We start from the raw sequence: 21387 nt of genomic DNA, 5'->3' as shown, positions 1-21387 counted from the left end.
TCCCGATCATGAATTCACTCTCTAAAGTCGCCCTGTTCACTCTGATTTCTGGCGCGGTGTTCGCCGTCCAGGCCGCCGACCCGCACGCCGGCATGGCGATGCACGAACAACCCGCCGTCACGCAGACGCAAAGCATCAGCGGCAAAGGGGTCATTAAAGCTATTGATATGGATAGCAAAAAAATCACCATCGCCCACGAAGCCATCCCGGCGGTGAACTGGCCGCCGATGACCATGCGCTTCACCATCACCCCGCAGACGCAGCTCAACAATGTGAAGAATGGCGACAGCGTGGACTTCACCTTCGTTCAGCAGGGCAACCTGTCGCTGCTGCAGGATATTCGCGCCCACTAATGGCCCGGCGACGGTAAGCCCCTCAACGACTAAATGGACGACACATGGCATCCCTGACACTGAAAAATACGGCGCTGATCCTCGGCAGCATGGTGATTGGCGGCGCGCTTACTGCGGCGCTGTACGCCCGGCTTTCCCCGCCCCACGCTGCCGCTCCGGCGGCCGAGCAGCAGCGTAAAGTGCTGTTCTGGTACGATCCGATGTACCCGAACACCCGCTTCGATAAACCGGGTAAATCGCCGTTTATGGATATGGATCTGGTGCCGAAATACGCCGATGAGGAGCATGCCGCCGCTGGTGCGTCGGGGGTGCGTATCGACCCGACGCAGACCCAGAATCTTGGGGTGAAAACCGCCGCGGTCACCCGCGGGCCGCTGCGCTACGCTCAGACCTTCCCGGCCAACATCAGCTATAACGAGTACCAGTACGTGATTATGCAGGCGCGGGCGGCGGGCTTTATCAATAAAGTCTATCCGCTGACCGTCGGCGACAAGGTGAAACAAGGCACGCCGCTCCTCGAGCTGACCATCCCTGACTGGGTGGAAGCGCAGAGCGAATATCTGTTATTGCAGGAGACCGGGGGCACCGCCACCCAGGTTGAGGGGATCCTCGAACGCCTGCGCCTTGCCGGAATGCCGGATGACGATATCCGCCGCCTGAAAGCCACGCGTAAAATCCAGACCCGCTTTACCCTCAAAGCACCGATCGATGGCGTGATTACCGCCTTCGATCTGCGTGCCGGAATGAACATCGCCAAAGATAATGTGGTGGCGAAAATTCAGGGCATGGATCCGGTGTGGGTCAGCGTGGCGGTGCCGGAATCCATCGCCTGGCTGATTAAAGACGCCTCGCAGTTCACCATTCAGGTTCCCGCCTGGCCAGGAAAAACTTTCAGCATCAGCAAATGGACCCTTCTCCCCAGCGTCGATAGCGCCACCCGCACCCTGCAGCTGCGCCTGCAGGTCAACAACCCGGATGAAGCGCTGAAGCCGGGGATGAATGCCTATCTGCAACTGACCAGTGAAAGCGAACCGATGCTGCTGATCCCGTCAAAAGCGCTGATCGACAGCGGCAGCGAGCAGCGAGTGATTACCGTGGATAACGAGGGGCGCTTCGTGCCGAAACGCGTGCAGGTATTCCATGAATCCGCTGGCGTCACGGCCATTCGCAGCGGGCTGCAGGAGGGTGAGAAAGTCGTCGCCAGCGGCCTGTTCCTGATCGACTCGGAGGCCAATATCGCCGGTGCGCTGGAGCGCATGCGTGCGCAGGCTCCCGGTACCGCGGCCCCTGCCGCCCACGCGCACTGAGGAACGGAACCATGATTGAATGGATTATCCGCCGCTCGGTGGCCAACCGTTTCCTGGTGATGATGGCGGCGCTGTTTCTCAGCATCTGGGGCACCTGGACTATCGTCCACACCCCGGTGGATGCCCTGCCGGACCTCTCTGATGTACAGGTGATCGTCAAAACCAGCTATCCGGGGCAGGCGCCGCAGATCGTCGAAAACCAGGTCACCTGGCCGCTGACCACCACCATGCTGTCGGTCCCCGGCGCGAAAACGGTACGCGGTTTCTCGCAATTCGGCGACTCTTACGTGTATGTGATTTTTGAAGACGGCACCGATCCTTACTGGGCGCGCTCGCGGGTGCTGGAGTATCTCAACCAGGTGCAGGGCAAACTTCCCGCCGGGGTCAGCGCCGAAATGGGCCCGGACGCCACCGGCGTCGGCTGGGTCTTCGAGTACGCGCTGGTCGACCGCAGCGGCAAGCACGACCTCGCCGAACTGCGCTCCCTGCAGGACTGGTTCTTAAAATATGAGCTGAAAACCATCCCTAACGTCTCGGAAGTGGCGTCGGTGGGCGGCGTGGTCAAGGAGTACCAGATTGTTGTCGACCCGATGAAGCTGACCCAGTACGGCATCAGCCTCGGCGAGGTGAAATCGGCGCTGGACGTCTCTAACCAGGAGGCGGGCGGCTCTTCCGTCGAACTGGCGGAAGCCGAATATATGGTGCGCGCCAGCGGCTACCTGCAGACGCTCGACGACTTCAAAAACATCGTGCTGAAAACCGGTGACAACGGTGTGCCGGTGTATCTCGGCGACATCGCGCGGGTGCAGATTGGCCCGGAGATGCGCCGCGGTATCGCCGAGCTTAACGGCGAAGGCGAAGTGGCCGGCGGCGTGGTGATCCTGCGCTCCGGCAAGAACGCACGCGAAGTGATCTCCGCAGTCAAAGCGAAGCTGGCGTCGCTGCAAAGCAGCCTGCCGGAAGGGGTTGAAGTGGTCACCACCTACGACCGCAGCCAGCTTATCGACCGCGCCATCGACAACCTCAGCCACAAACTGCTGGAAGAGTTTATCGTCGTCGCGCTGGTCTGTGCCCTGTTCCTGTGGCACGTGCGCTCGGCGCTGGTAGCGATTATCTCGCTGCCGCTCGGCCTGTGCTTCGCCTTTATCATGATGCATTTCCAGGGGCTCAACGCCAACATCATGTCGCTGGGCGGGATCGCGATTGCGGTGGGGGCGATGGTCGATGCCGCCATCGTGATGATTGAGAACGCCCATAAGCGGCTGGAGGAGTGGGAACATCAGCACCCGGGAGAGAAGCTCAGCAACGACATCCGCTGGAAAATCATTACCGATGCGTCGGTGGAGGTCGGCCCGGCGCTGTTTATCAGCCTGCTGATCATTACTCTGTCGTTTATCCCGATTTTCACCCTCGAAGGTCAGGAGGGCAAACTGTTCGGCCCGCTGGCCTTCACCAAAACCTGGTCGATGGCCGGGGCGGCGCTGCTGGCGATCGTGGTGATCCCGATCCTGATGGGCTTCTGGATCCGCGGCAGGATCCCGGCGGAGAGCAGCAACCCGCTGAACCGCTTTTTGATCCGCATTTATCATCCGCTGCTGCTGAAGGTGCTGCACTGGCCGAAGACCACCCTGCTGATCGCGCTCCTGTCGATCCTGACGGTTGCCTGGCCGCTTAACCGGGTCGGCGGCGAGTTTCTGCCGCAGATCAACGAGGGCGATCTGCTGTATATGCCGTCCACGCTGCCGGGGATCTCCGCTGCGCAGGCGGCGGATATGCTGCAGAAAACCGATAAGCTAATTATGACGGTACCGGAAGTGGCGCGGGTGTTCGGCAAAACCGGCAAGGCCGAGACCGCCACCGACTCGGCGCCGCTGGAGATGGTAGAGACCACGATTCAACTTAAGCCACAGGACCAGTGGCGGCCGGGGATGACCATGGAGAAGATCGTCGAGGAGCTGGATAAAACCGTGCGTCTGCCGGGGCTGGCGAACCTGTGGGTGCCGCCGATCCGCAACCGCATCGACATGCTCTCCACCGGCATCAAGAGCCCGATTGGCATTAAAGTTTCCGGCACTAATCTGGCCGATATCGACGCCATCGCCGAACAAATTGAAGGGGTGGCGCGCACCGTGCCGGGAGTCACGTCGGCATTAGCCGAGCGGCTGGTCGGCGGGCGCTACCTCAATATTGATATTCAGCGTGAGAAGGCGGCCCGCTACGGGATGACCGTCGGCGACGTGCAGCTGTTCGTCTCGTCCGCCATCGGCGGCGCGATGGTTGGCGAAACGGTAGAGGGCGTCGAGCGCTATCCGATCAACATCCGCTACCCGCAGAGCTATCGCGACAGCCCGGAGACCCTGCGCCAGCTGCCGATCCTCACGCCGCTGAAGCAACAGATCGTCCTCGGCGACGTGGCTGAGGTGAAAGTGGTCACCGGACCATCCATGCTGAAGACCGAGAACGCCCGCCCGACCAGTTGGATCTACATCGACGCCCGCGACCGCGACATGGTGTCGGTAGTGCACGATCTGCAGCAGGGCATCGGCAAGGAGGTGAAGCTGAAGCCGGGCATCAGTGTGTCCTACTCCGGGCAGTTTGAGCTGCTGGAGCGCGCCAATCAGAAGCTGAAGCTGATGGTGCCGATGACGCTGATGATTATCTTCGTGCTGCTATACCTGGCGTTCCGCCGCGTCGGCGAGGCGCTGCTGATTATCACCAGCGTGCCGTTCGCCCTCGTCGGCGGGAGCTGGTTTCTCTACTGGATGGGGTTCCATTTATCGGTAGCCACCGGGACCGGCTTTATCGCCCTGGCCGGGGTGGCGGCGGAGTTTGGCGTGGTGATGCTGATGTACCTGCGCCACGCCATCGAGGCGGAACCGTCGCTGAAGAATCCGCAGACTTTCAGCGTCGATAAGCTCGACGAGGCGCTGTACCAGGGGGCGGTGCTGCGCGTGCGGCCGAAGGCGATGACCGTGGCGGTGATTATCGCCGGCCTGTTGCCGATTTTATGGGGTACCGGCGCCGGGTCGGAAGTCATGAGCCGTATCGCCGCACCGATGATTGGCGGGATGATCACCGCCCCGCTGCTGTCGCTATTTATCATTCCGGCGGCATATAAGCTGATGTGGCTGTCCCGGCATCGGAGCAAGCGTAGCGAATAACCCGCCGCGTTTACGCCGGTCCGGGAAATTGGCTATAGTGGCGCCATTCTTCTGGCCGGCGTGAACGTCCCTATGAATCTGAACCTGTTGTGTTATTCCCTGCTGCTGCTCACCGCCGTGGGCAGCGCCCTGCTGCCCTACCCGCTGGCGATGTGGTTTTTACTGAGCAGCCTTCTGACATGGCTTATCTATGGCGCCGACAAGCTGGCGGCGCGCAAAGCCTGGCGACGGGTGCCGGAAACCACGCTGCTGGTGCTGGGCCTGGCGGGAGGCTGGCCGGGGGCCATCCTCGGCCAGCAGTGCTTTCGCCATAAAACGCAAAAGCAGCCCTTCCGGCGGTGGTTTTTCGTCAGCGTGGCGCTGAACGTGGCGGCGCTGGCCGGGCTGTACGTGGTTTATACCCACCTGCTCAGCCGCTAAGGGGCGAGGCTAGCGCGGCGTCTGGCGGATCCACACCAGGCGATCGACGTCAAAGCCCAGCTCGCGCGCGGTATTCAGGTAATCCTGCTTCACCGCCGCCGGAATGGTGGGGGTGCGCGACAGGATCCACAGATAGTCGCGGTTGGGGCCACTGACCAGCGCGTATTGGTAGTCGTCGTCCAGGCGGATCACGTTATAGCCGCCGTAGAATGGCCCGAAGAACGACACCTTCAGCGCCGCGGTGGTGGGGGCGCCGGTGAAATAGGCTTTTCCGTCGCTCTCACTCCAGCGTTTTTTGACCGGGTCATAACCGCGATTGACGACGCTGATCCCCCCGTCGCTGCGGGCGCCGTAGGTGGCGGTCACCTGCTCCAGGCCTCGCTCGAAGCGATTTTCCAGGCGGGCGACCTCATACCATTTTCCGAGGTAACGGCTGGCGTCAAACCCGCTAATCGGCTGAACGCCCTTCGGCGGGGTGGGCGATTTGCAGGCCACCAGGGTTAACGCGATAGCAACGCCAGTGACAACAGGCCATAGCTTCATGAGAACTCCTTTCATTTACGCGGTAGGGGAAAGTGTAGTGCAAAGCCACTACACTTCACGCCAGCCGACGTGATTCGTAGTATATTGAGAATATTCTTTGTTAACAGGTGGCCTCCATGCCTTACTCCATCGGCGAATTTGCCCGACTATGCGGGATAAATGCGACCACGCTTCGCGCCTGGCAGCGCCGCTATGGCCTGCTCAAGCCGCTGCGCACCGATGGTGGTCACCGTCAGTACAGCGATGACGACGTCCAGCAGGCGCTGAAGATCCTCGACTGGGTGAAAAAAGGGGTACCAGTCAGCCAGGTGAAGCCCCTGTTGTCGCGCCCCGGCGCACGGCGCACCAACAACTGGCTGACGTTGCAGGAGACCATGCTGCAGAGGCTGAAAGAGGGAAAAATCGAGTCCCTGCGCCAGCTGATCTACGACGCCGGGCGCGAATATCCGCGCCAGGAGCTGGTCACCGAGGTGCTGCGTCCGCTGCGCAGCCAGGTCTCCGCCAACGTGCCGGCCATCATGACGCTGCGCGAAATCCTCGACGGCATCATCATCGCCTATACCTCATTTTGCCTTGAAGGCGATAAGAAGGCGCCCGGGGATAACTTTCTGATCACCGGCTGGCACCTGACCGACGCCTGCGAAATCTGGCTTGAGGCGCTCAAACGTACCGGCCAGGGTCATCGCATCGACGTCCTGCCGGTGCCTCCCGCCGCCCTGGCGCCGGAGATTTTCCCCCAGCGCAACTGGCTGCTGGTCACCAGCGGCAAACTTTCCGCCGCCCGCCAGAGGCAGGTCGAACTCTGGCAGCAGCAGGTCGTCTCCCTCGAGGTGATTCCGCTCTAACTCCCTGTTTTAACTTACCCCACTCTCTGTTCCGCCAGCGCCCGGTGGCGCGGCGGGCGCACGCTTGCCTTTTGCAACACACGCGATTTTCACCCCTTAAAACACCAATCATAACAACATGATTTTTAACACAAATAAAATATATTTTTCTACAAACTTGGACAAATAATTTTATTTGTGTAAGTTTTAAGTATGCCATTACGCTACCGTATCTAGCCAGGATGTGATCCATGAGCACCTCGCCGTCTGTGATTCGTCGTTTCGTTGAGTACTACGCCGGGCTGGATGCGCAGCCGCCCGCGGCGCTGGCCGCGCTGTACCATCCGGATGCGACGCTGAGCGATCCTTTTGGTCAGCATCAGGGGCTGTTCGCCATTCAGCGCTACTTTACCCATCTGCTGGCCAACGTGGAGCAGTGCCGGTTCACCATCGACACGCCGCTCTGCGACGGCCAACGGTTCGCCGTGACCTGGACCATGCACTGGTCGCATCCGCGCATTGCCGGTGGAGAAACCCTGGCCCTGCCGGGTTGCTCGGTGGTGGACATCGCCGGGGAGCAGATCCTCCATCAGCGCGACTACTACGACGCCGGGGAGATGATCTACGAGCATCTTCCCCTGCTGGGCTGGGCGGTACGCGGCGTGAAGCGGAGGGTGCGCTCATGATGACGGTGCTCATCACCGGCGCCAGCTCCGGGATCGGCGCCGGTCTGGCGAAATCCTTCGCGGCGGATGGCCATCTGGTTATCGCCTGCGGGCGCGATGCTTCGCGCCTGGCAACGCTCCAGCAGTTCAGCCCCAACATCAGTGTGCGCCTGTTCGATATGACAGACAGGGACGCCTGTCGCCAGGCGCTGACGGGCTGTTTTGCCGACCTGATCATTCTCTGCGCCGGGACCTGCGAATACCTCGACCACGGGCAGGTGGATGCCGCCCTCGTGGAGCGAGTGATGGCCACCAACTTTCTCGGGCCGGTGAACTGCCTGGCGGCGCTGCAGACGCAGCTGGAGGCAGGCGATCGGGTGGTGCTGGTCAGCTCGATGGCGCACTGGCTACCCTTCCCGCGCGCGGAAGCCTATGGCGCCTCCAAGGCGGCGCTGACCTGGTTTGCCAACAGCCTGCGTCTGGACTGGGAGCCGAAAGGGGTCGCCGTCACGGTGGTCTCTCCGGGCTTCGTCGACACCCCGCTGACGCGCAAAAACGACTTCGCCATGCCCGGCCGGGTGAGCGTGGATCGGGCGGTGACGGCGATCCGCCATGGCCTGGCGAAAGGCCAAAACCACATTGCCTTCCCCACCGGTTTCAGCTTGGCCCTGCGGCTGCTGGCCAGCCTGCCATCGGGTATCCAGCGCCTGCTGTTGCGCAGGATGGTGCGCTCATGAACATCGCCATCATCGGTAGCGGCATCGCCGGGCTGACCTGCGCCTGGCGGCTGGCCGGACACCATCAGGTGACGCTGTTCGAAGCGGGCGCCACGCCGGGCGGCCACACCGCCACCGTGGATGTCGCCACGCCGCAGGGCACCTGGGCCATCGATACCGGATTTATCGTCTACAACGATCGCACCTATCCGCGCTTTATGGGCCTGCTCAGCGAGCTGGGGATCGACGGGCAAAAAACGCAGATGAGCTTCTCGGTTCACAACCCGACCAGCGGCCTGGAGTACAACGGTCACAGCCTGACCTCGCTTTTCGCCCAGCGGCGCAATCTGCTTAAGCCGGCCTTCTGGGGGCTGCTGAGCGAGATCGTCCGCTTCAACCGGCTGGCAAAACTGGCGCTGACCGAGGCGCTGGATCCAGGGGCGACGCTGGAGAGCTTCCTCGTCCGCCACCGCTTCAGCCCTTTCTTCGCCAGCCACTATATTCTGCCGATGGGGGCGGCCATCTGGTCGTCGTCGCTGCAGGAGATGCGCCGCTTCCCGCTGCCGCTGTTTTTGCGCTTCTTTGAACACCACGGCCTGCTGGATATTCGCGATCGCCCGCAGTGGTACGTGGTGCCTGGCGGTTCCCGGGAGTACGTTCGCGCCCTGCTCGCCAGGCTCGGCGATCGTCTGGACCTGCGGCTCAACGCGCCGGTGCAGCAGGTGGACCGTCACCCGGCGGGGGCCACCCTGCGGCTGGCGTCCGGGGAGGCGCATTTTGACCAGGTGATCTTCGCCTGCCACTCCGCGCAGGCCCTGGCGATGCTGGCGGCGCCCACCGACGCCGAACGAGAAGTCCTCGGGGACATCGGCTGGCAGCACAACGAGGTGGTGCTGCACAGCGATCCGCGCTGGCTGCCGGAGCGCCAGCGTGCCTGGGCCAGCTGGAACTATCGCCTGAGCGACGGGGATCGGGCCCGGGCCTGCGTCACCTACAACATGAATATTCTCCAGGGGCTGCCCGCAGACGCGCCGCTATTCTGCGTCACCCTGAACCCGGACGCGCCGGTGGATGACCGCTACGTCTGGCAGCGCTTCGTCTATGAGCATCCGCTGTTTAACCCGCAAAGCTGGTCAGCCCAGTTGCGGCGCGAAGAGATTAACGGCCAGCAGCGGAGCTGGTACTGCGGGGCCTACTGGTACAACGGCTTTCATGAGGACGGGGTGCGCAGCGCGCTCGACGTGGTGCAGGGCATCGCCGCGGCGGAGGGCAACTGAGATGAACAGCTGCCTCTATCAGGGCGTCCTGCGCCACCGTCGCCTGCAGCCGAAGGCGCACCACTTCGTCTACCGCCTGTTTATGGCCTGGCTCGACCTCGACGAACTCGACAGGCTGCCTGAGGCGGGTATCCGCCGCAACCGCCTGGCCGCCGCCGCCTGGTACGACGCCGATTATCCGCTGGGCGCGCCGCTGAAGGCCCAGGTGCTGAACCGGCTGGAGAGCCTGACCGGCTGCCGCCCGGCGGGACGCGTGATGCTCCTGACCCAGCTGCGCTACTTCGGCTTCCATTTTAATCCGGTCAACTTTTACTACTGCTATGACGAAGCCGACACCCTGCGCTGGGTGCTGGCCGAAGTGCGCAACACGCCGTGGAATGAGCGTCATTACTACGCGGTGGACGGCCAGCAGGCGCGCCCGCTGGAGAAAGCCTTTCACGTTTCGCCGTTTAACCCGATGGACATGGTCTATCACTGGCGCTTCAACGCGCCCGGCAAAACGCTGCATATGCATATTGAAAACCATCAGGCCAGCAAGGTGTTCGACGCCACGCTGGCCCTGAGCCGCGTGCCATTGACCCGCGCCAACCTGCGCGGGCTGCTGCTGCGTCTGCCGCTGATGACCCTGAAAACCGTCCTCGCCATCTACTGGCAGGCGCTGCGGCTGTGGCTGAAGCGCGTGCCGCTGTACAACCATCCTGTCAGCAGGAGTGAACGCTCATGACCGATCCCGTCTTTGCGCTTGAACCCGATGTGCCGCGCAACGTGCGGCTCGCGCGCTGGCTGCTCTTTCGTCTGTTGAGCGGCCTCCGCGAAGGCTCGCTCACCGTGCGCGAAGGGGCGCAGACGTTTCATTTTGGCGACCCCGCCGCCGCGCTGCGCGCCGAGGCGCGGGTCTGCACGCCGGAGGTGTACTGGCGTCTGCTGACCGGCGGCAGCCTGGCGGCGGCCGAGGCCTGGATGGACGGCGACTGGGAGAGCCACCAGCTGACGGCGCTGCTGCAGATCCTCGCGCGCAACGGCGAGGTGCTGGGGCGTCTGGAGCGCGGCTTTCGTCTGCTGGGCAAGCCCGTCGCCCGCCTGCACCACTGGACCCGCCGCAACACCCGCGCCCAGGCGCGGGAGAATATCGCCGCCCATTATGACCTCGGCAACGAATTTTATGCCCACTTTCTGGATGACGACCTGCTCTACTCCAGCGCGTTGTTTACCGATGACCAGCAGGATCTGACCCAGGCCCAGCGGGCCAAGATGGCGCGCCTGTGCGACCAGCTGGCGCTCACTCCCGGCGATCATCTGCTGGAGATTGGCACCGGCTGGGGGGCGCTGGCCGAGTACGCCGCCCGCCATTACGGCTGCCGGGTCACCACCACCACCCTTTCCCGGGAGCAGCACCGCTGGGCTACCGAGCGCATGGCCCGCGCCGGGCTGCAGGATCGCGTCGAGGTGCTGCTCTGCGACTACCGCGATCTGCGCGGCGAGTACGACAAACTGGTGTCGGTGGAGATGATTGAGGCGGTGGGCCAGCGCTACCTCCCGGCCTTCTTCCGCACCTGCCAGGCGCGCCTGCGCCCGGGCGGCAGAATGGCCCTACAGGCGATCACCATCCAGGATCAGCGCTATCGCGACTACAGCAAAAGCGTCGATTTTATCCAGCGCTACATCTTCCCCGGCGGCTTTTTGCCCAGCATCACCGCAATGAGCGAGCTGATGACCCGCCATACCGATTTTGTGGTGCGCAACCTGTTCGACATGGGCCCGGATTACGCCCGCACCCTGGCGCACTGGCGGCAGCGTTTTACCCACGCCTGGCAGGATATTGAAAAGCTCGGCTTTGATGAGCGCTTCCGCCGGATGTGGCTCTACTACTTCGGCTACTGCGAAGCCGGATTTAACGCCCGCACCATCAGCGTGGTGCAGCTCACCGCGGAGCGGGTATGACACGCCCGGCGCAGCATCTGCTGATGGCCCTCGCGTTCGATGTTTACTGGACGCTGGTGGTGATGTTGCGCGAGCGCGGCCTGCTGATCTGGCTGACGCTGGCCATTTTCGCCTGGCTGCGGTTGCCGGCGGCCAGCCGTCCGCCCGCCCTGCTGTTGGCCGCGGCGGGCTGCGGCCTGGACGCCTGCTGGGCGCTGGCGGGACTGATCGATTTTCGCGGCGACAGCCTGCTGCCCCTGTGGATGGTGGCCCTGTGGCTGATGTTCGCCGTCGTCTGGACCCGACTGACCCGCACCACGACGCTTCCCGGCTGGGTGCTGGCCACGGTGGCGACCGTCGGCGGCCCGGTGGCCTACCTGATCGGCGCTCGCCTCGGAGCCATGACCCTGCTGGTGCCGATGGCGCTTGCCGTGGCCGCCATGGCCTGCGGCTGGCTGGTGCTCATGCTGTTATTCCATCTGGGGATGGGGAGGCGAAAATGAGATTCGCGCTGTTACTGCTGTGGCTGACCACCCTCGCTCCGGCGGCCCACGCCGCCGACTGGCTGACGTGGCGTCGCGTCGGCGAGGCGACCCTCACCTGGGGGCCATTCACCGTCTATCAATCGCAGCTGCGCACGCCCAATGGCCGGTATGACGGCCCGCAGCAGGATCGGGCGCTGATCATCACCTACCGGCGCGACATCGATCGCGAGGCGCTGGTGGACGCCACCCGTGACCAGTGGCAGGCGCAGGGCATTCTGCAGCAGGAGCCGCGCAGCGAAGCCTGGCTGCGCATGCTGCAGGGGATCTGGCCGGACGTCGCGCCGGGCAGCCAGCTGGCGTTCGTGGTCAGCGGCGGCGAGGGGCAGTTCTGGTACCGCGCCAGCGCCGCGCAGACCGCCTTTACCCCGCTCGGCCCGCGCCAGTCGGCGGCGTTCAGCACCCGCTTTCTCGCCATCTGGCTCGATCCGCGCACCACTTATCCCGAACTGCGTCAGCAGTTGATCGGAGGTACACCATGAAACGCATTCTGACCCTTGGCCTGGCGCTGCTGATGCTGATCCTCGCTGGCTGCAGCACCGAGGTCACGGAGTACCGGCAGCAGCAGCCCGCCCTCGACATCTTTCACTATTTTCAGGGGCGAACCGAGGCGTGGGGGATGGTGCAGGATCGCAGCGGCAAGCAGCTGCGCCGCTTCCATGTAGCGATCGATGGCGACGTCGTCGGCGACACCCTGACGCTCCATGAGCGCTTTGTCTATGACGATGGCGAGAAGCAGCAGCGGGTGTGGCGCATTCGCCGCACCGGCGATAACCGTTATCAGGGCACCGCCGGGGACATCGAAGGCGTGGCCAGCGGCCAGGCGGCAGGCAATGCCTTTCACTGGCGCTACAGCATGAACGTCGAAGCCAGCGGCAGCCGCTGGCTGCTGCACTTTGACGACTGGATGTTCCTGCAGGACGGCAGCCATTTATTTAACAAAACCGAGATGAAGAAATTCGGCATTACGGTCGCCACCGTGACCCTTTTCTTTACCCGAACCACAGCAGAAGAGAGGACAGCGCCATGAACACGCAACCTGTCATTGGGATCAGCGGATGTTTAACCGGCTCAGCCGTGCGATTCGACGGCGGGCATAAGCGTATGGGCTTTGTGATGGATGAGCTCGCGCAGTGGGTGGCGTTTAAACCCGTCTGCCCGGAGATGGCGATCGGCCTGCCCGTTCCCCGCCCGGCACTTCGCCTGGTGCAGACCCCGGTCGGGGAGATCCGCATGCGCTTCAGCCACGCCCCGCACGAGGATGTGACGGAGAAGATGGCTGATTTCGCCAGCGCCCACCTCGCAACCCTGGGCGAGCTGTCGGGCTTTATCGTCTGCGCCAAATCGCCGAGCTGCGGAATGGAGCGCGTGCGGCTGTATGACGAAAAAGGCAATCGCGGGCGTAAGGAAGGCGTGGGGCTGTTTACCGGCGCCCTGATGGCGCGCTACCCGTGGCTGCCGGTGGAAGAGGATGGCCGGCTGCACGATCCGCTGCTGCGGGAGAATTTTGTCGAGCGCGTTTTCGCCCTGCATGAACTCAACGCCCTGCGCGCCCGCGGCCTGACCCGTCACGGCCTGCTGGCCTTTCACAGCCGCTACAAGCTGCAGCTGCTGGCTCACCACCAGGCGGGCTACCGGGAGATCGGCCCGTTCGTCGCCTCGCTGCATGAATGGGAGGATCTGGAGGCGTTCTTCGAGGTCTATCGCGAAAAGCTGATGGCGATCCTCAAGCAGCCCGCCTCGCGGAAAAACCACACCAACGTGCTGATGCATATTCAGGGTTATTTCCGCGACCAGCTGAACAGCCGCCAGCGCGGCGAGCTGCGGGAGGTGATCCTCAACTATCGCGCCGGGCTGCTGCCGATCCTCGCCCCGCTGACGCTGCTTAAGCACTATCTGGCCGAGTATCCGGATCGCTACCTCCAGGCGCAGAACTATTTTGACCCCTACCCGCAGGATCTGGCCCTGCGCCTGACGGTGAACTGAGGGAACCAGGGCCAGCTGCCCGGCGGCGCTGCGCTTGCCGGGCCTGGGGGGAAGGAGGTTTTCTGTAGGCCGGATAAGGCATTGATGCCGCCATCCGGCACTACCGCGGGTACGGCGCCTGACCGCCCGGCGACGCTGCGCTTGCCGGGCCTACGGCGGGATCCCGCAGGCCTCCTCAGTCGTAGCCCGGCTAAGCGTAGCGCCAGCCGGGAACGCTCCTTCGACAACGCTATCGCATCAGAACCACGCCTCAAACATCCCGCCGACGTTCAGCGAATCCAGCTGCTGGTCCTGGGTGCCGTTAACCTTCGCGGTATGCTCGTTGTCCACCTGGCCACCGGTCACGTAGAAGCGCAGCATCGGACGGAACTCCGGCCCCATGCCGATGGCGATGTTCTGCGACAGCGTCAGCTTCCAGCCGTGGTTATCCCCGCCCTGGTCGTAATCCACGCGCTGGTAGCCCGCTTCCAGCCAGGTGGAGTGCACGTCGTTCCAGAAGTACATTGGCCGCACGATGGCGCCGTAGTTTTTACGGTTGTCGGTGTTGTCCTTGCCGTTGTCGTAGTCGTGGAAGGCCAGCAGGTATTCGATCTGCGCCTGCTGGGTGAACTTATGGCTGCCCTCGAAGCTGGCGTAGACCGTGGTCAGGTCGTCGGTTTTGTTGTAGACGCTGTTATCCGAGTTGTCGGAGTAGCGCAGGATCACCTTGTTCACCCCGCTGTCGTTGGTGTGGCTCAGCACCAGGCCGCCCTGCCAGGCTTCGAGGCGCGCGTCGCTGTCCACCGCCTTCGAGTCAAAGCCGTAGTTGGCGTACACCTCGACGTCGATCGGCCCGGCCTTGATGTTGTGGGTTTTGGTGGTCAGCGCGTAGTGGCCGTTGTCGCCGGTATCGGAGCTGCCGGTACAGGTGATGCGCGACGGGTTGGTCTCATCGGCCATCACTTCCGGGCTACAGGATTTCACCTGCGACACCGTCGCCACGTCAAACTGCACACCGCCGATATCAAAGTTCTTCACCCCGGCGCCCTGGCCGTCGTGGTTCATCCAGAAGTAGTCGTTGATCCCCTGTTGCGGACGCTGGTGGAAGTCGCGCCCGGCCCAGAGATAGGCGTTGGGGTTGGAGTCGAGGACGTTGGTGACGCCGACGTAGGCTTTCTTCAGGTTAACTTCGTCGCTCCAGTGGTCGAACATGACGTTGAGATCCCAGATAGCCCCCTGCGCGCTTTTGAAGGCCTTGCTGATCTGGAATTCGCCGCCGTTGCTTTCGTTGCCGAGACGGCCGATCGCCGAGGCGCCGTTATAGGAGCCGTCGACGCCGACATATTTCTGGTCGCCGGTCTGGAAGTGGGCGCCATAGCGGGCATAGCCGCTGAACTTGAGGCCGAACGGAATGGCCATATCCGGCGAGGCGGCGGTGGTCTGCGGGTTAGTGATCACGTCGACCTTTTTGTTAGCCGCGGCGTCGATTTTCGCCTGGCGATCGGCCAGCGCTTTATCAACGGCTTTGGCGACGATGGCGTCGATCTGTTCCTGAGTAAATTCTTGCGCCATTACAGAGGTAAGCGGAAAAAACGCGGCGATAACCGCCATGGTTAATGGAAGCTTTTTTATCATTGTCATGAGTTTCTCAATATAGGTTAATTTTATTCAGACAATAACCAGCCTATTCTGAGCTGACAGAATATGTCGCTATCATCAGAACAAGTTATTTTTTATTTTGTACGGTCACAGAGGCGTTACACAATTATCGCTACCTTCCCTCCTTCGTTGGTATTAGACAGACGGTCTTTCGCCACTGACAAAAAAACACAGCACGAACCAATAAACGCTATTTTTCGGCTGCAGGCAGACGGCGTAATACATGCCCCCGCAGGGGCATGTCAGCAAAATTTAACCAAAGATATAGGTATTGACGAGATTTTCGAGTAATTCCTGACGCCCGCTCTGAGGCTGCGGATTCAGATTATGCTGCTCAGCGTATCGGGCAATATTATCCAGCGACATCTGCCCGGTCATAATTTTCTGCCCCAGCACGCTCTGCCAGCCGGCATAGCGTTTTGCCAGACCCTGATCGAGCTTGCCATCCTCAATCATGCGCGCGGCCAGCTTAAGGGACAGCGCCATCACGTCCATGGCGCCAATATGGCCATAGAACATGTCGTATTTGTCGGTGCTCTGCCGACGAACTTTGGCGTCAAAGTTCAGGCCGCCGGTGGTGAATCCCCCGGCTTTGAGGATCTCGTACATCACCAGGGTATTTTCTTCCACGCTGTTCGGGAACTGGTCCGTATCCCAGCCGAGCTGCGCATCGCCGCGGTTGGCATCAACGGAGCCAAAGATCCCCAGCGCGATGGCGCTGGCGATTTCATGGTGGAAAGAGTGCCCCGCCAGGGTGGCGTGGTTAGCTTCAATGTTCACCTTGATCTCATTTTCCAGACCAAACTGCTTCAGGAAACCATACACCGTCGCGACATCGTAATCGTACTGATGCTTGGTGGGCTCCTGCGGTTTCGGCTCGATAAGCAGCGTGCCGCCAAAGCCAATCTTATGCTTGTGCTCCACCACCATCTGCAGGAAGCGGCCAATCTGCTCACGCTCCTGGCGCAGGTCGGTATTCAGCAGGGACTCGTAACCTTCGCGGCCGCCCCACAGCACATAGTTTTCGCCGCCGAGCTGGTGGGTGGCGTTCATGGCGGTCACTACCTGCGTGGCCGCCCAGGCAAACACCTCCGGATCGGGGTTGGTCGCCGCCCCGGCGCCGTAGCGTGGGTGGGTAAAGCAGTTGGCGGTGCCCCACAGCAGTTTCACGCCGGTTTGCTGCTGTTTCTCCGCCAGCACTTCGGTCATCACGGCGAAATTGTGCAGATATTCTTTCAGCGACGCGCCTTCTGGCGAGACGTCGACATCGTGGAAGCAGTAATACGGCACATTGAGCTTGTAGAAAAATTCAAACGCCACGTCCGCTTTGCGTTTGGCCATTTCCAGCACATCGCCCGCGGCCTGCCAGGGACGCTCAAACGAACCGGCGCCAAACATATCCGCGCCATTCCAGCAGAAATTATGCCAATAACAGGCGGCAAAACGCAGATGATCTGCCATGCGTTTTCCCAGCACGATTTCATCCGGATTATAGTGGCGAAACGCCAGCGGATTATCGGTTTTTGGTCCGGCAAAGCGAACGCGATCAACCTGGTCGAAATAGGTCTGCATGATGAACTCCGAAATTGAGAAACAGGAAAATTAACAACTGTGACACATCGTGTATTCTCATCGTCGGTTGCTCAATTACGTTATTTCACTCAGCGATTGAGAAAATGCTCAAATGTGAGCCATCTCGCAAATAAAACTATTTTAAATATCTCGCTTCGCGCGCGTATAGAGTACACTTCCTGGGGAATTCAGGTATCCATACCAAATTAAAATGCCGGTTTTGTCACAATGCCTGCCTGCCAGAAAATTAGCGGCGGATAACGGTTCAACGCAGGCGATACAGGCCTTTGCTTCGAGGATCACAGAAGTAAAAAAACATAATTACGTAATTTAAAAACGTAATAGATTCTTCCAGGTCAACTGTGTCAGAAAGTGTTTCACCTACACAAAACAAACCGGAGTCTGCTTAGAATGAGTAAAAACATAATGCACAGTCGGCATGATGAATATCATAAATTAACCCGTGGAGAACGAATTGGTTATGGCATGGGCGACTTTGCGCAAAACCTGGTTTTCGGCACAATTGGGGGTTTTCTGGCTTTGCATATGCTGACGGTAAATACCATCAGCACGGCAACGGCAGGCTTTATTTTTCTTTTTGTCCGTATCATTAATGTGTTTTGGGATCCGATGGTCGGAACCTATGTGGATAAGCGAACCTCGAAAGCAGGGAAATATCGCCCCTGGCTGTTACGAGCCGGCGTGCCGCTGGTGATCCTGTCGGCATTACTGTTCGCGCCGATCCCTGGCGTTAAAGGTTCGGTGGCTTTCGCCTTTATTATTTATCTGGCGCTGGACTTAGTTTATTCCTTAGTCAATATTCCCTATGGCTCGCTGAATGCGTCGCTGACCCGCGACCCGGAATCGATCGATAAACTGACCAGTACCCGCATGATGCTGGCCAACAGCGCCAACCTGCTGGTCTATACCCTGTTCCCGATGTTTGTGCAGATGGCGGCGCCGAAAGATCGCAGCCTGAAAGACACCGGCTTTTTTGGCCTTGAGCTGAATCTCGGCAACTATACCGATCCGTCGGCGAACTACGCCTGGTTTGGCGTGTACGCCATCTATATGATCATCGGCGCGGTGGCCCTGTTTATTTGTTATAAATTCACCAAAGAACGCGTTGTCGCGACCGCCGAGCAGACCGCCAACGTCAAAACCACTGACCTTTTCCACGAACTCAGACATAACCGCCCGCTGGTTATTCTCGGCATGTTCTTTATGCTGGCCTTTACCTTCATGTTCTTCATGAACACCGTTAACGGCTTCTTCAACCAATTCGTCGTCGGCCACTCCGAATGGATGGGCGCCGTGGGTCTCGTCGCGTCTATTCCAGGCATCGCCTTCCCGGTGTTCTGGCCGAAACTGAAAAAAATCTTTGGTAAAAAAGGCTTCTTCCATCTGTTCCTCGCCATGTTCATCGTCGGCGAACTGCTGACCTACGTCTGGTCACGCGAAGGGATGCACGACGCCCTGTGGCTGGCCTACATCGCCACCTTTATTAAACAGTGGGGCTTAACTTCCGCCACCGGCTTTATGTGGGCGCTGGTACCGGAAGTCATCGCGTACGGCGAATTAAAATCTGGCAAACGCAATGCCGCCATTATCAATGCCATTATGGGACTCTTCTTCAAGATCGGCTTCACCATCGGCGGCGCTATCCCGCTGTGGCTGCTGGCGGTGTATGGATTTAATGAAAGCGGCGCCGTGCAGAGCGCCAGCGCCATCGACGGGATCATTATGACCGCGGTGTGGATCCCGATTGCGCTGGCCGCTATTTCGATGGTGATTATCCAGGTTTATCCGATCTCCGATAAACATGTTACCGACATTAACCGTCAGCTGGATGAGATCCGCGTGTAGTTAAAAAAATTATAAATCAGACCGATTCGTCACTTTCCATTTTAAAAGGTGTAATGAAATGTCACTTATTCAAAACCCGATATTACGCGGCTTTAATGCCGACCCCAGTATTATTCGCGTCGAGGATACGTACTATATTGCCAACTCGACGTTTGAGTGGTTCCCTGGCGTGCGTTTACATGAGTCGAAAGACCTGAAAAACTGGAACCTGCTACCTTCGCCGCTCTCCACCACCACCCTGCTGGATATGAAGGGCAACCCCTCCTCCGGCGGCATTTGGGCGCCGGCGCTCTCCTGGGCCGATGGGCAATTTTGGTTGGTGTATACCGATGTGAAGGTCACCGAAGGCGCCTTTAAAGACATGACCAACTACCTGACCACCGCGAAGGATATTCGGGGCCCGTGGAGCGACCCGATCAAGCTGAACGGCGTCGGGTTTGACGCCTCGCTGTTCCATGACGACGATGGCCGGAAATATATCGTCCAGCAAACCTGGGATCACCGGGAGTACCATCATCCCTTCGATGGCATTACCTTAACGGAGCTGGATACCAACACGCTGAAGTTAATACCGGAAACTGCGCGCACCATCTACCGCGGCACCGCCGTGGCGCTGGTCGAGGGGCCGCACCTCTATAAACTGAACGGCTACTACTATCTGTTTGCCGCCCAGGGCGGCACCGTGTTTACCCACCAGGAGGTGGTGGCGCGGTCGAAAACCCTCGAGGCCGACAGCTTCGAAACCGAACCGGGCGACGTGTTCTTAACCAACGTCGACACGCCGGACAGCTACATCCAGAAACAGGGCCATGGCGCGCTGGTCTCCACTCCGGAAGGCGAATGGTATTACGCTTCGCTCTGCGCCCGGCCGTGGAATCGCCCGGTGGAATCCATCTACGACCCGCGCGGCTGGTCAACCCTCGGCCGGGAAACCTCGATCCAGAAAGTGTACTGGGACGATGAGGGCTGGCCGCGTATTGAAGGCGGTCACGGCGGGAAAACCTTCGTCGAAGGGCCGAAAGACGCCATCTTCACCGAAAGCGCCGGCGATAATAGCCAGCAGGATGACTTTACCTCGCCAGCGCTCGACCCGAACTGGAATACCCTGCGGGTGCCGTTTACGGCCAAAATGGGCACCACCGGCGACGGCAAATTAACCTTAATCGGCCAGGGTTCGTTAGCCAATACGCATGACCTGTCGCTGATTGCCCGCCGCTGGCAGGCCTTCTATTTTGACGCTGCGGTGAAAGTGAAATTCGAGCCCTTCAGCTACCAGCAGATGGCCGGGTTAACGAATTACTATAACGACCGCCACTGGAGCTTTGTCTTCCTGACCTGGAATGAAATTAACGGCAAGGTCATCGAAGTTGGCGAAAATAACCGCGGAAAATACACGTCGTACCTGAAAGATAATGCCATCAAGGTGCCGGACGGCGTGGAATACGTCTGGTTCCGGACTAAGGTCCGCAAGCAGACCTACAGCTATGAATACAGCTTCGATGGCGTGTCGTTCACCGAGATCCCGGTCCTGCTGGATGCCGCGGTACTGTCCGATGACTATGTGTTGCAGAGCTACGGCGGGTTCTTTACCGGGGCGTTCGTCGGCCTGGCGGCGGTAGACTACGCCGGGTACGGCACCCAGGCTGAGTTTTATCAGTTCGAGTATCAGGAGCTGGGCGATAGGTTAGCGGCCGATGGGAGCTACAGCTGGGAGGCTGGCGAGACGCGGGATAAGTAAGAGAGAGCGGGCCCACGCTACCGGTGAGGTAGCGTGGGTTTTGTGGTGTGTTTGATGTAATTAAAGCGAGCGCTGTCGGATGTCAGTCTGCGGGGCGCAGCCGGGCCTTCAGCTCTTCGGGAGTAAACGGCGGATCTCGCCGGTGCAGCATCGCATGGCAATTGGGACATACCGGGATCAGATCGGTTTCAGGGTTCAGACGGTAGTCCTGCTTTATCCCGGCCAGCGGAATGAGATGGTGGATATGGATAAAGCCCTGGCCGATATCGCCATAGCGGCTGGCCATATCCAGACCGCATACCTGACACCGGCAGCCATGCAGGCGAAGCGCCGCCTGACGAGCCTGACGGTCGCGCTCATAGCGATTGACCACCACCTGCATCGCCGCCCCTTCCACGTACTCCATGGTCGTCTGTCCCTCATCGGGGAAAAGCGCAACCTCGTCATCGCCAGCGCCCTGCGACGCGATCGTAAATCCTTGCTCCAGTAACAGACGCACGCATTTGGATTTAATCCCTCCGCTGAAATCCGCCGGGGTAAATTCCGTCCCCGTCGCAAGCGTGGCCGCTAACCCGACGATGGCTTTTGAAGGATACCGACGCCCCTCAAACTCGATCTCATACAGACGCGCGTTTTTAAACTGATGCGCAACGCCTGCATCGTAAGCGCGAATGGCGGCGATGATGCATTCCCTGGATAAATGGTCCGGTAGTTTTTTCATAAGACATAGCTATCTGATGGCGCGAAGCTTGAGTATAAATAGAAAGCTATGGGCTTTTCGAAAAAATAAATAGCAGTGATAGTTAAATAGCGATCCACGTAGAATCGCCGCATCTGGTGGGTTGATCGGCAAGGATTT

The 21387-nt window shown here is 60.3% G+C and carries 20 protein-coding genes; 16 read left to right on the top strand and 4 right to left on the bottom strand.

Features of this window, described 5'->3' with window-relative positions:
- The first annotated feature begins 8 nt into the window (after positions 1-8).
- The 4 genes from cusF to A1WC_RS22635 all read left to right on the top strand — a co-directional run bounded on the left by cusF (position 9) and on the right by A1WC_RS22635 (position 5241).
- On the top strand, positions 9-353 hold the full coding sequence (gene cusF, locus A1WC_RS22620) for a cation efflux system protein CusF (RefSeq protein ID WP_016160208.1): 345 nt from the start codon (positions 9-11) through the stop codon (positions 351-353).
- Positions 354-397: 44 nt separating this feature from the next.
- Entirely contained in the window at positions 398-1660 is a 1263-nt protein-coding gene (locus A1WC_RS22625; RefSeq protein WP_016160207.1) for an efflux RND transporter periplasmic adaptor subunit, read from the top strand.
- 11 nt (positions 1661-1671) lie between these two features.
- Positions 1672-4821 (top strand): CusA/CzcA family heavy metal efflux RND transporter, encoded by a 3150-nt coding sequence (locus A1WC_RS22630; protein WP_016160206.1) that lies wholly within the window; start codon positions 1672-1674, stop codon positions 4819-4821.
- 72 nt (positions 4822-4893) lie between these two features.
- Positions 4894-5241 carry a DUF1294 domain-containing protein gene (locus A1WC_RS22635; protein WP_016160205.1) on the top strand — a complete coding sequence of 116 codons (348 nt, stop codon included), beginning with the start codon at positions 4894-4896 and terminating at the stop codon, positions 5239-5241.
- 9 nt (positions 5242-5250) lie between these two features.
- On the opposite strand, the gene A1WC_RS22640 is transcribed toward A1WC_RS22635, so the two are convergent.
- Positions 5251-5784 (bottom strand): lipocalin family protein, encoded by a 534-nt coding sequence (locus A1WC_RS22640; protein ID WP_008807074.1) that lies wholly within the window; start codon positions 5782-5784, stop codon positions 5251-5253.
- A gap of 116 nt (positions 5785-5900) precedes the next feature.
- On the opposite strand from A1WC_RS22640, the gene A1WC_RS22645 reads away from it, so the two are divergent.
- From A1WC_RS22645 to A1WC_RS22690, 10 genes are all read left to right on the top strand, one after another.
- On the top strand, positions 5901-6629 hold the full coding sequence (locus tag A1WC_RS22645) for a MerR family transcriptional regulator (RefSeq protein ID WP_008807075.1): 729 nt from the start codon (positions 5901-5903) through the stop codon (positions 6627-6629).
- A 230-nt stretch (positions 6630-6859) separates the two neighbouring features.
- Positions 6860-7294 carry a nuclear transport factor 2 family protein gene (locus A1WC_RS22650; RefSeq protein ID WP_008807076.1) on the top strand — a complete coding sequence of 145 codons (435 nt, stop codon included), beginning with the start codon at positions 6860-6862 and terminating at the stop codon, positions 7292-7294.
- Positions 7291-8010, top strand: coding sequence for an SDR family NAD(P)-dependent oxidoreductase (locus tag A1WC_RS22655; protein ID WP_016160204.1), 720 nt, complete (start codon positions 7291-7293; stop codon positions 8008-8010). The genes A1WC_RS22650 and A1WC_RS22655 overlap by 4 nt, the downstream gene beginning before the upstream one ends.
- Positions 8007-9266, top strand: a complete 1260-nt coding sequence (locus tag A1WC_RS22660) for an NAD(P)/FAD-dependent oxidoreductase (protein WP_016160203.1) — start codon at positions 8007-8009, stop codon at positions 9264-9266. Before A1WC_RS22655 ends, A1WC_RS22660 begins: the two co-directional genes overlap by 4 nt.
- A 1-nt stretch (position 9267) precedes the next feature.
- Positions 9268-9990 carry a DUF1365 domain-containing protein gene (locus A1WC_RS22665; RefSeq protein WP_016160202.1) on the top strand — a complete coding sequence of 241 codons (723 nt, stop codon included), beginning with the start codon at positions 9268-9270 and terminating at the stop codon, positions 9988-9990.
- A complete protein-coding gene (locus A1WC_RS22670; RefSeq protein ID WP_016160201.1) occupies positions 9987-11207 on the top strand; it encodes an SAM-dependent methyltransferase in 1221 nt (406 codons plus the stop codon). Before A1WC_RS22665 ends, A1WC_RS22670 begins: the two co-directional genes overlap by 4 nt.
- The gene (locus A1WC_RS22675) at positions 11204-11689 is read left to right on the top strand and encodes a DUF2878 domain-containing protein (RefSeq protein WP_012543010.1); all 486 of its coding nucleotides are present in this window, start codon (positions 11204-11206) and stop codon (positions 11687-11689) included. Before A1WC_RS22670 ends, A1WC_RS22675 begins: the two co-directional genes overlap by 4 nt.
- Positions 11686-12210 carry a hypothetical protein gene (locus tag A1WC_RS22680; protein ID WP_016160200.1) on the top strand — a complete coding sequence of 175 codons (525 nt, stop codon included), beginning with the start codon at positions 11686-11688 and terminating at the stop codon, positions 12208-12210. Before A1WC_RS22675 ends, A1WC_RS22680 begins: the two co-directional genes overlap by 4 nt.
- Positions 12207-12758 (top strand): DUF3833 domain-containing protein, encoded by a 552-nt coding sequence (locus A1WC_RS22685; RefSeq protein ID WP_002887163.1) that lies wholly within the window; start codon positions 12207-12209, stop codon positions 12756-12758. Before A1WC_RS22680 ends, A1WC_RS22685 begins: the two co-directional genes overlap by 4 nt.
- Positions 12755-13714, top strand: coding sequence for a YbgA family protein (locus A1WC_RS22690; RefSeq protein ID WP_004178436.1), 960 nt, complete (start codon positions 12755-12757; stop codon positions 13712-13714). Before A1WC_RS22685 ends, A1WC_RS22690 begins: the two co-directional genes overlap by 4 nt.
- Positions 13715-13951: 237 nt before the next feature.
- Here the strand turns inward: A1WC_RS22690 and A1WC_RS22695 are convergent, their stop codons facing one another.
- Positions 13952-15334, bottom strand: coding sequence for a carbohydrate porin (locus A1WC_RS22695; RefSeq protein WP_012969056.1), 1383 nt, complete (start codon positions 15332-15334; stop codon positions 13952-13954).
- A 270-nt stretch (positions 15335-15604) separates the two neighbouring features.
- Positions 15605-16924, bottom strand: a complete 1320-nt coding sequence (gene xylA, locus A1WC_RS22700; RefSeq protein WP_016160199.1) for a xylose isomerase — start codon at positions 16922-16924, stop codon at positions 15605-15607.
- A gap of 426 nt (positions 16925-17350) precedes the next feature.
- Between xylA and A1WC_RS22705 the strand changes: the two genes are divergently transcribed.
- Entirely contained in the window at positions 17351-18790 is a 1440-nt protein-coding gene (locus A1WC_RS22705) for an MFS transporter (protein WP_074193553.1), read from the top strand.
- Positions 18791-18848: 58 nt separating this feature from the next.
- Positions 18849-20528 carry a glycoside hydrolase family 43 protein gene (locus A1WC_RS22710; protein ID WP_016160198.1) on the top strand — a complete coding sequence of 560 codons (1680 nt, stop codon included), beginning with the start codon at positions 18849-18851 and terminating at the stop codon, positions 20526-20528.
- Between the two features lie 82 nt (positions 20529-20610).
- Here A1WC_RS22710 and A1WC_RS22715 read toward each other — a convergent pair whose 3' ends face one another.
- On the bottom strand, positions 20611-21249 hold the full coding sequence (locus A1WC_RS22715; protein ID WP_016160197.1) for an HNH endonuclease: 639 nt from the start codon (positions 21247-21249) through the stop codon (positions 20611-20613).
- Between the last annotated feature and the right edge of the window lie 138 nt (positions 21250-21387).

The organism is Klebsiella sp. KTE92 (genome assembly GCF_000398905.1).
Taxonomy (GTDB): Bacteria; Pseudomonadota; Gammaproteobacteria; order Enterobacterales; family Enterobacteriaceae; genus Klebsiella; species Klebsiella variicola.
The sequence above is the reverse complement of the archived record's forward strand: the minus strand, read 5'-3'. Positions and strand labels throughout refer to the sequence as shown.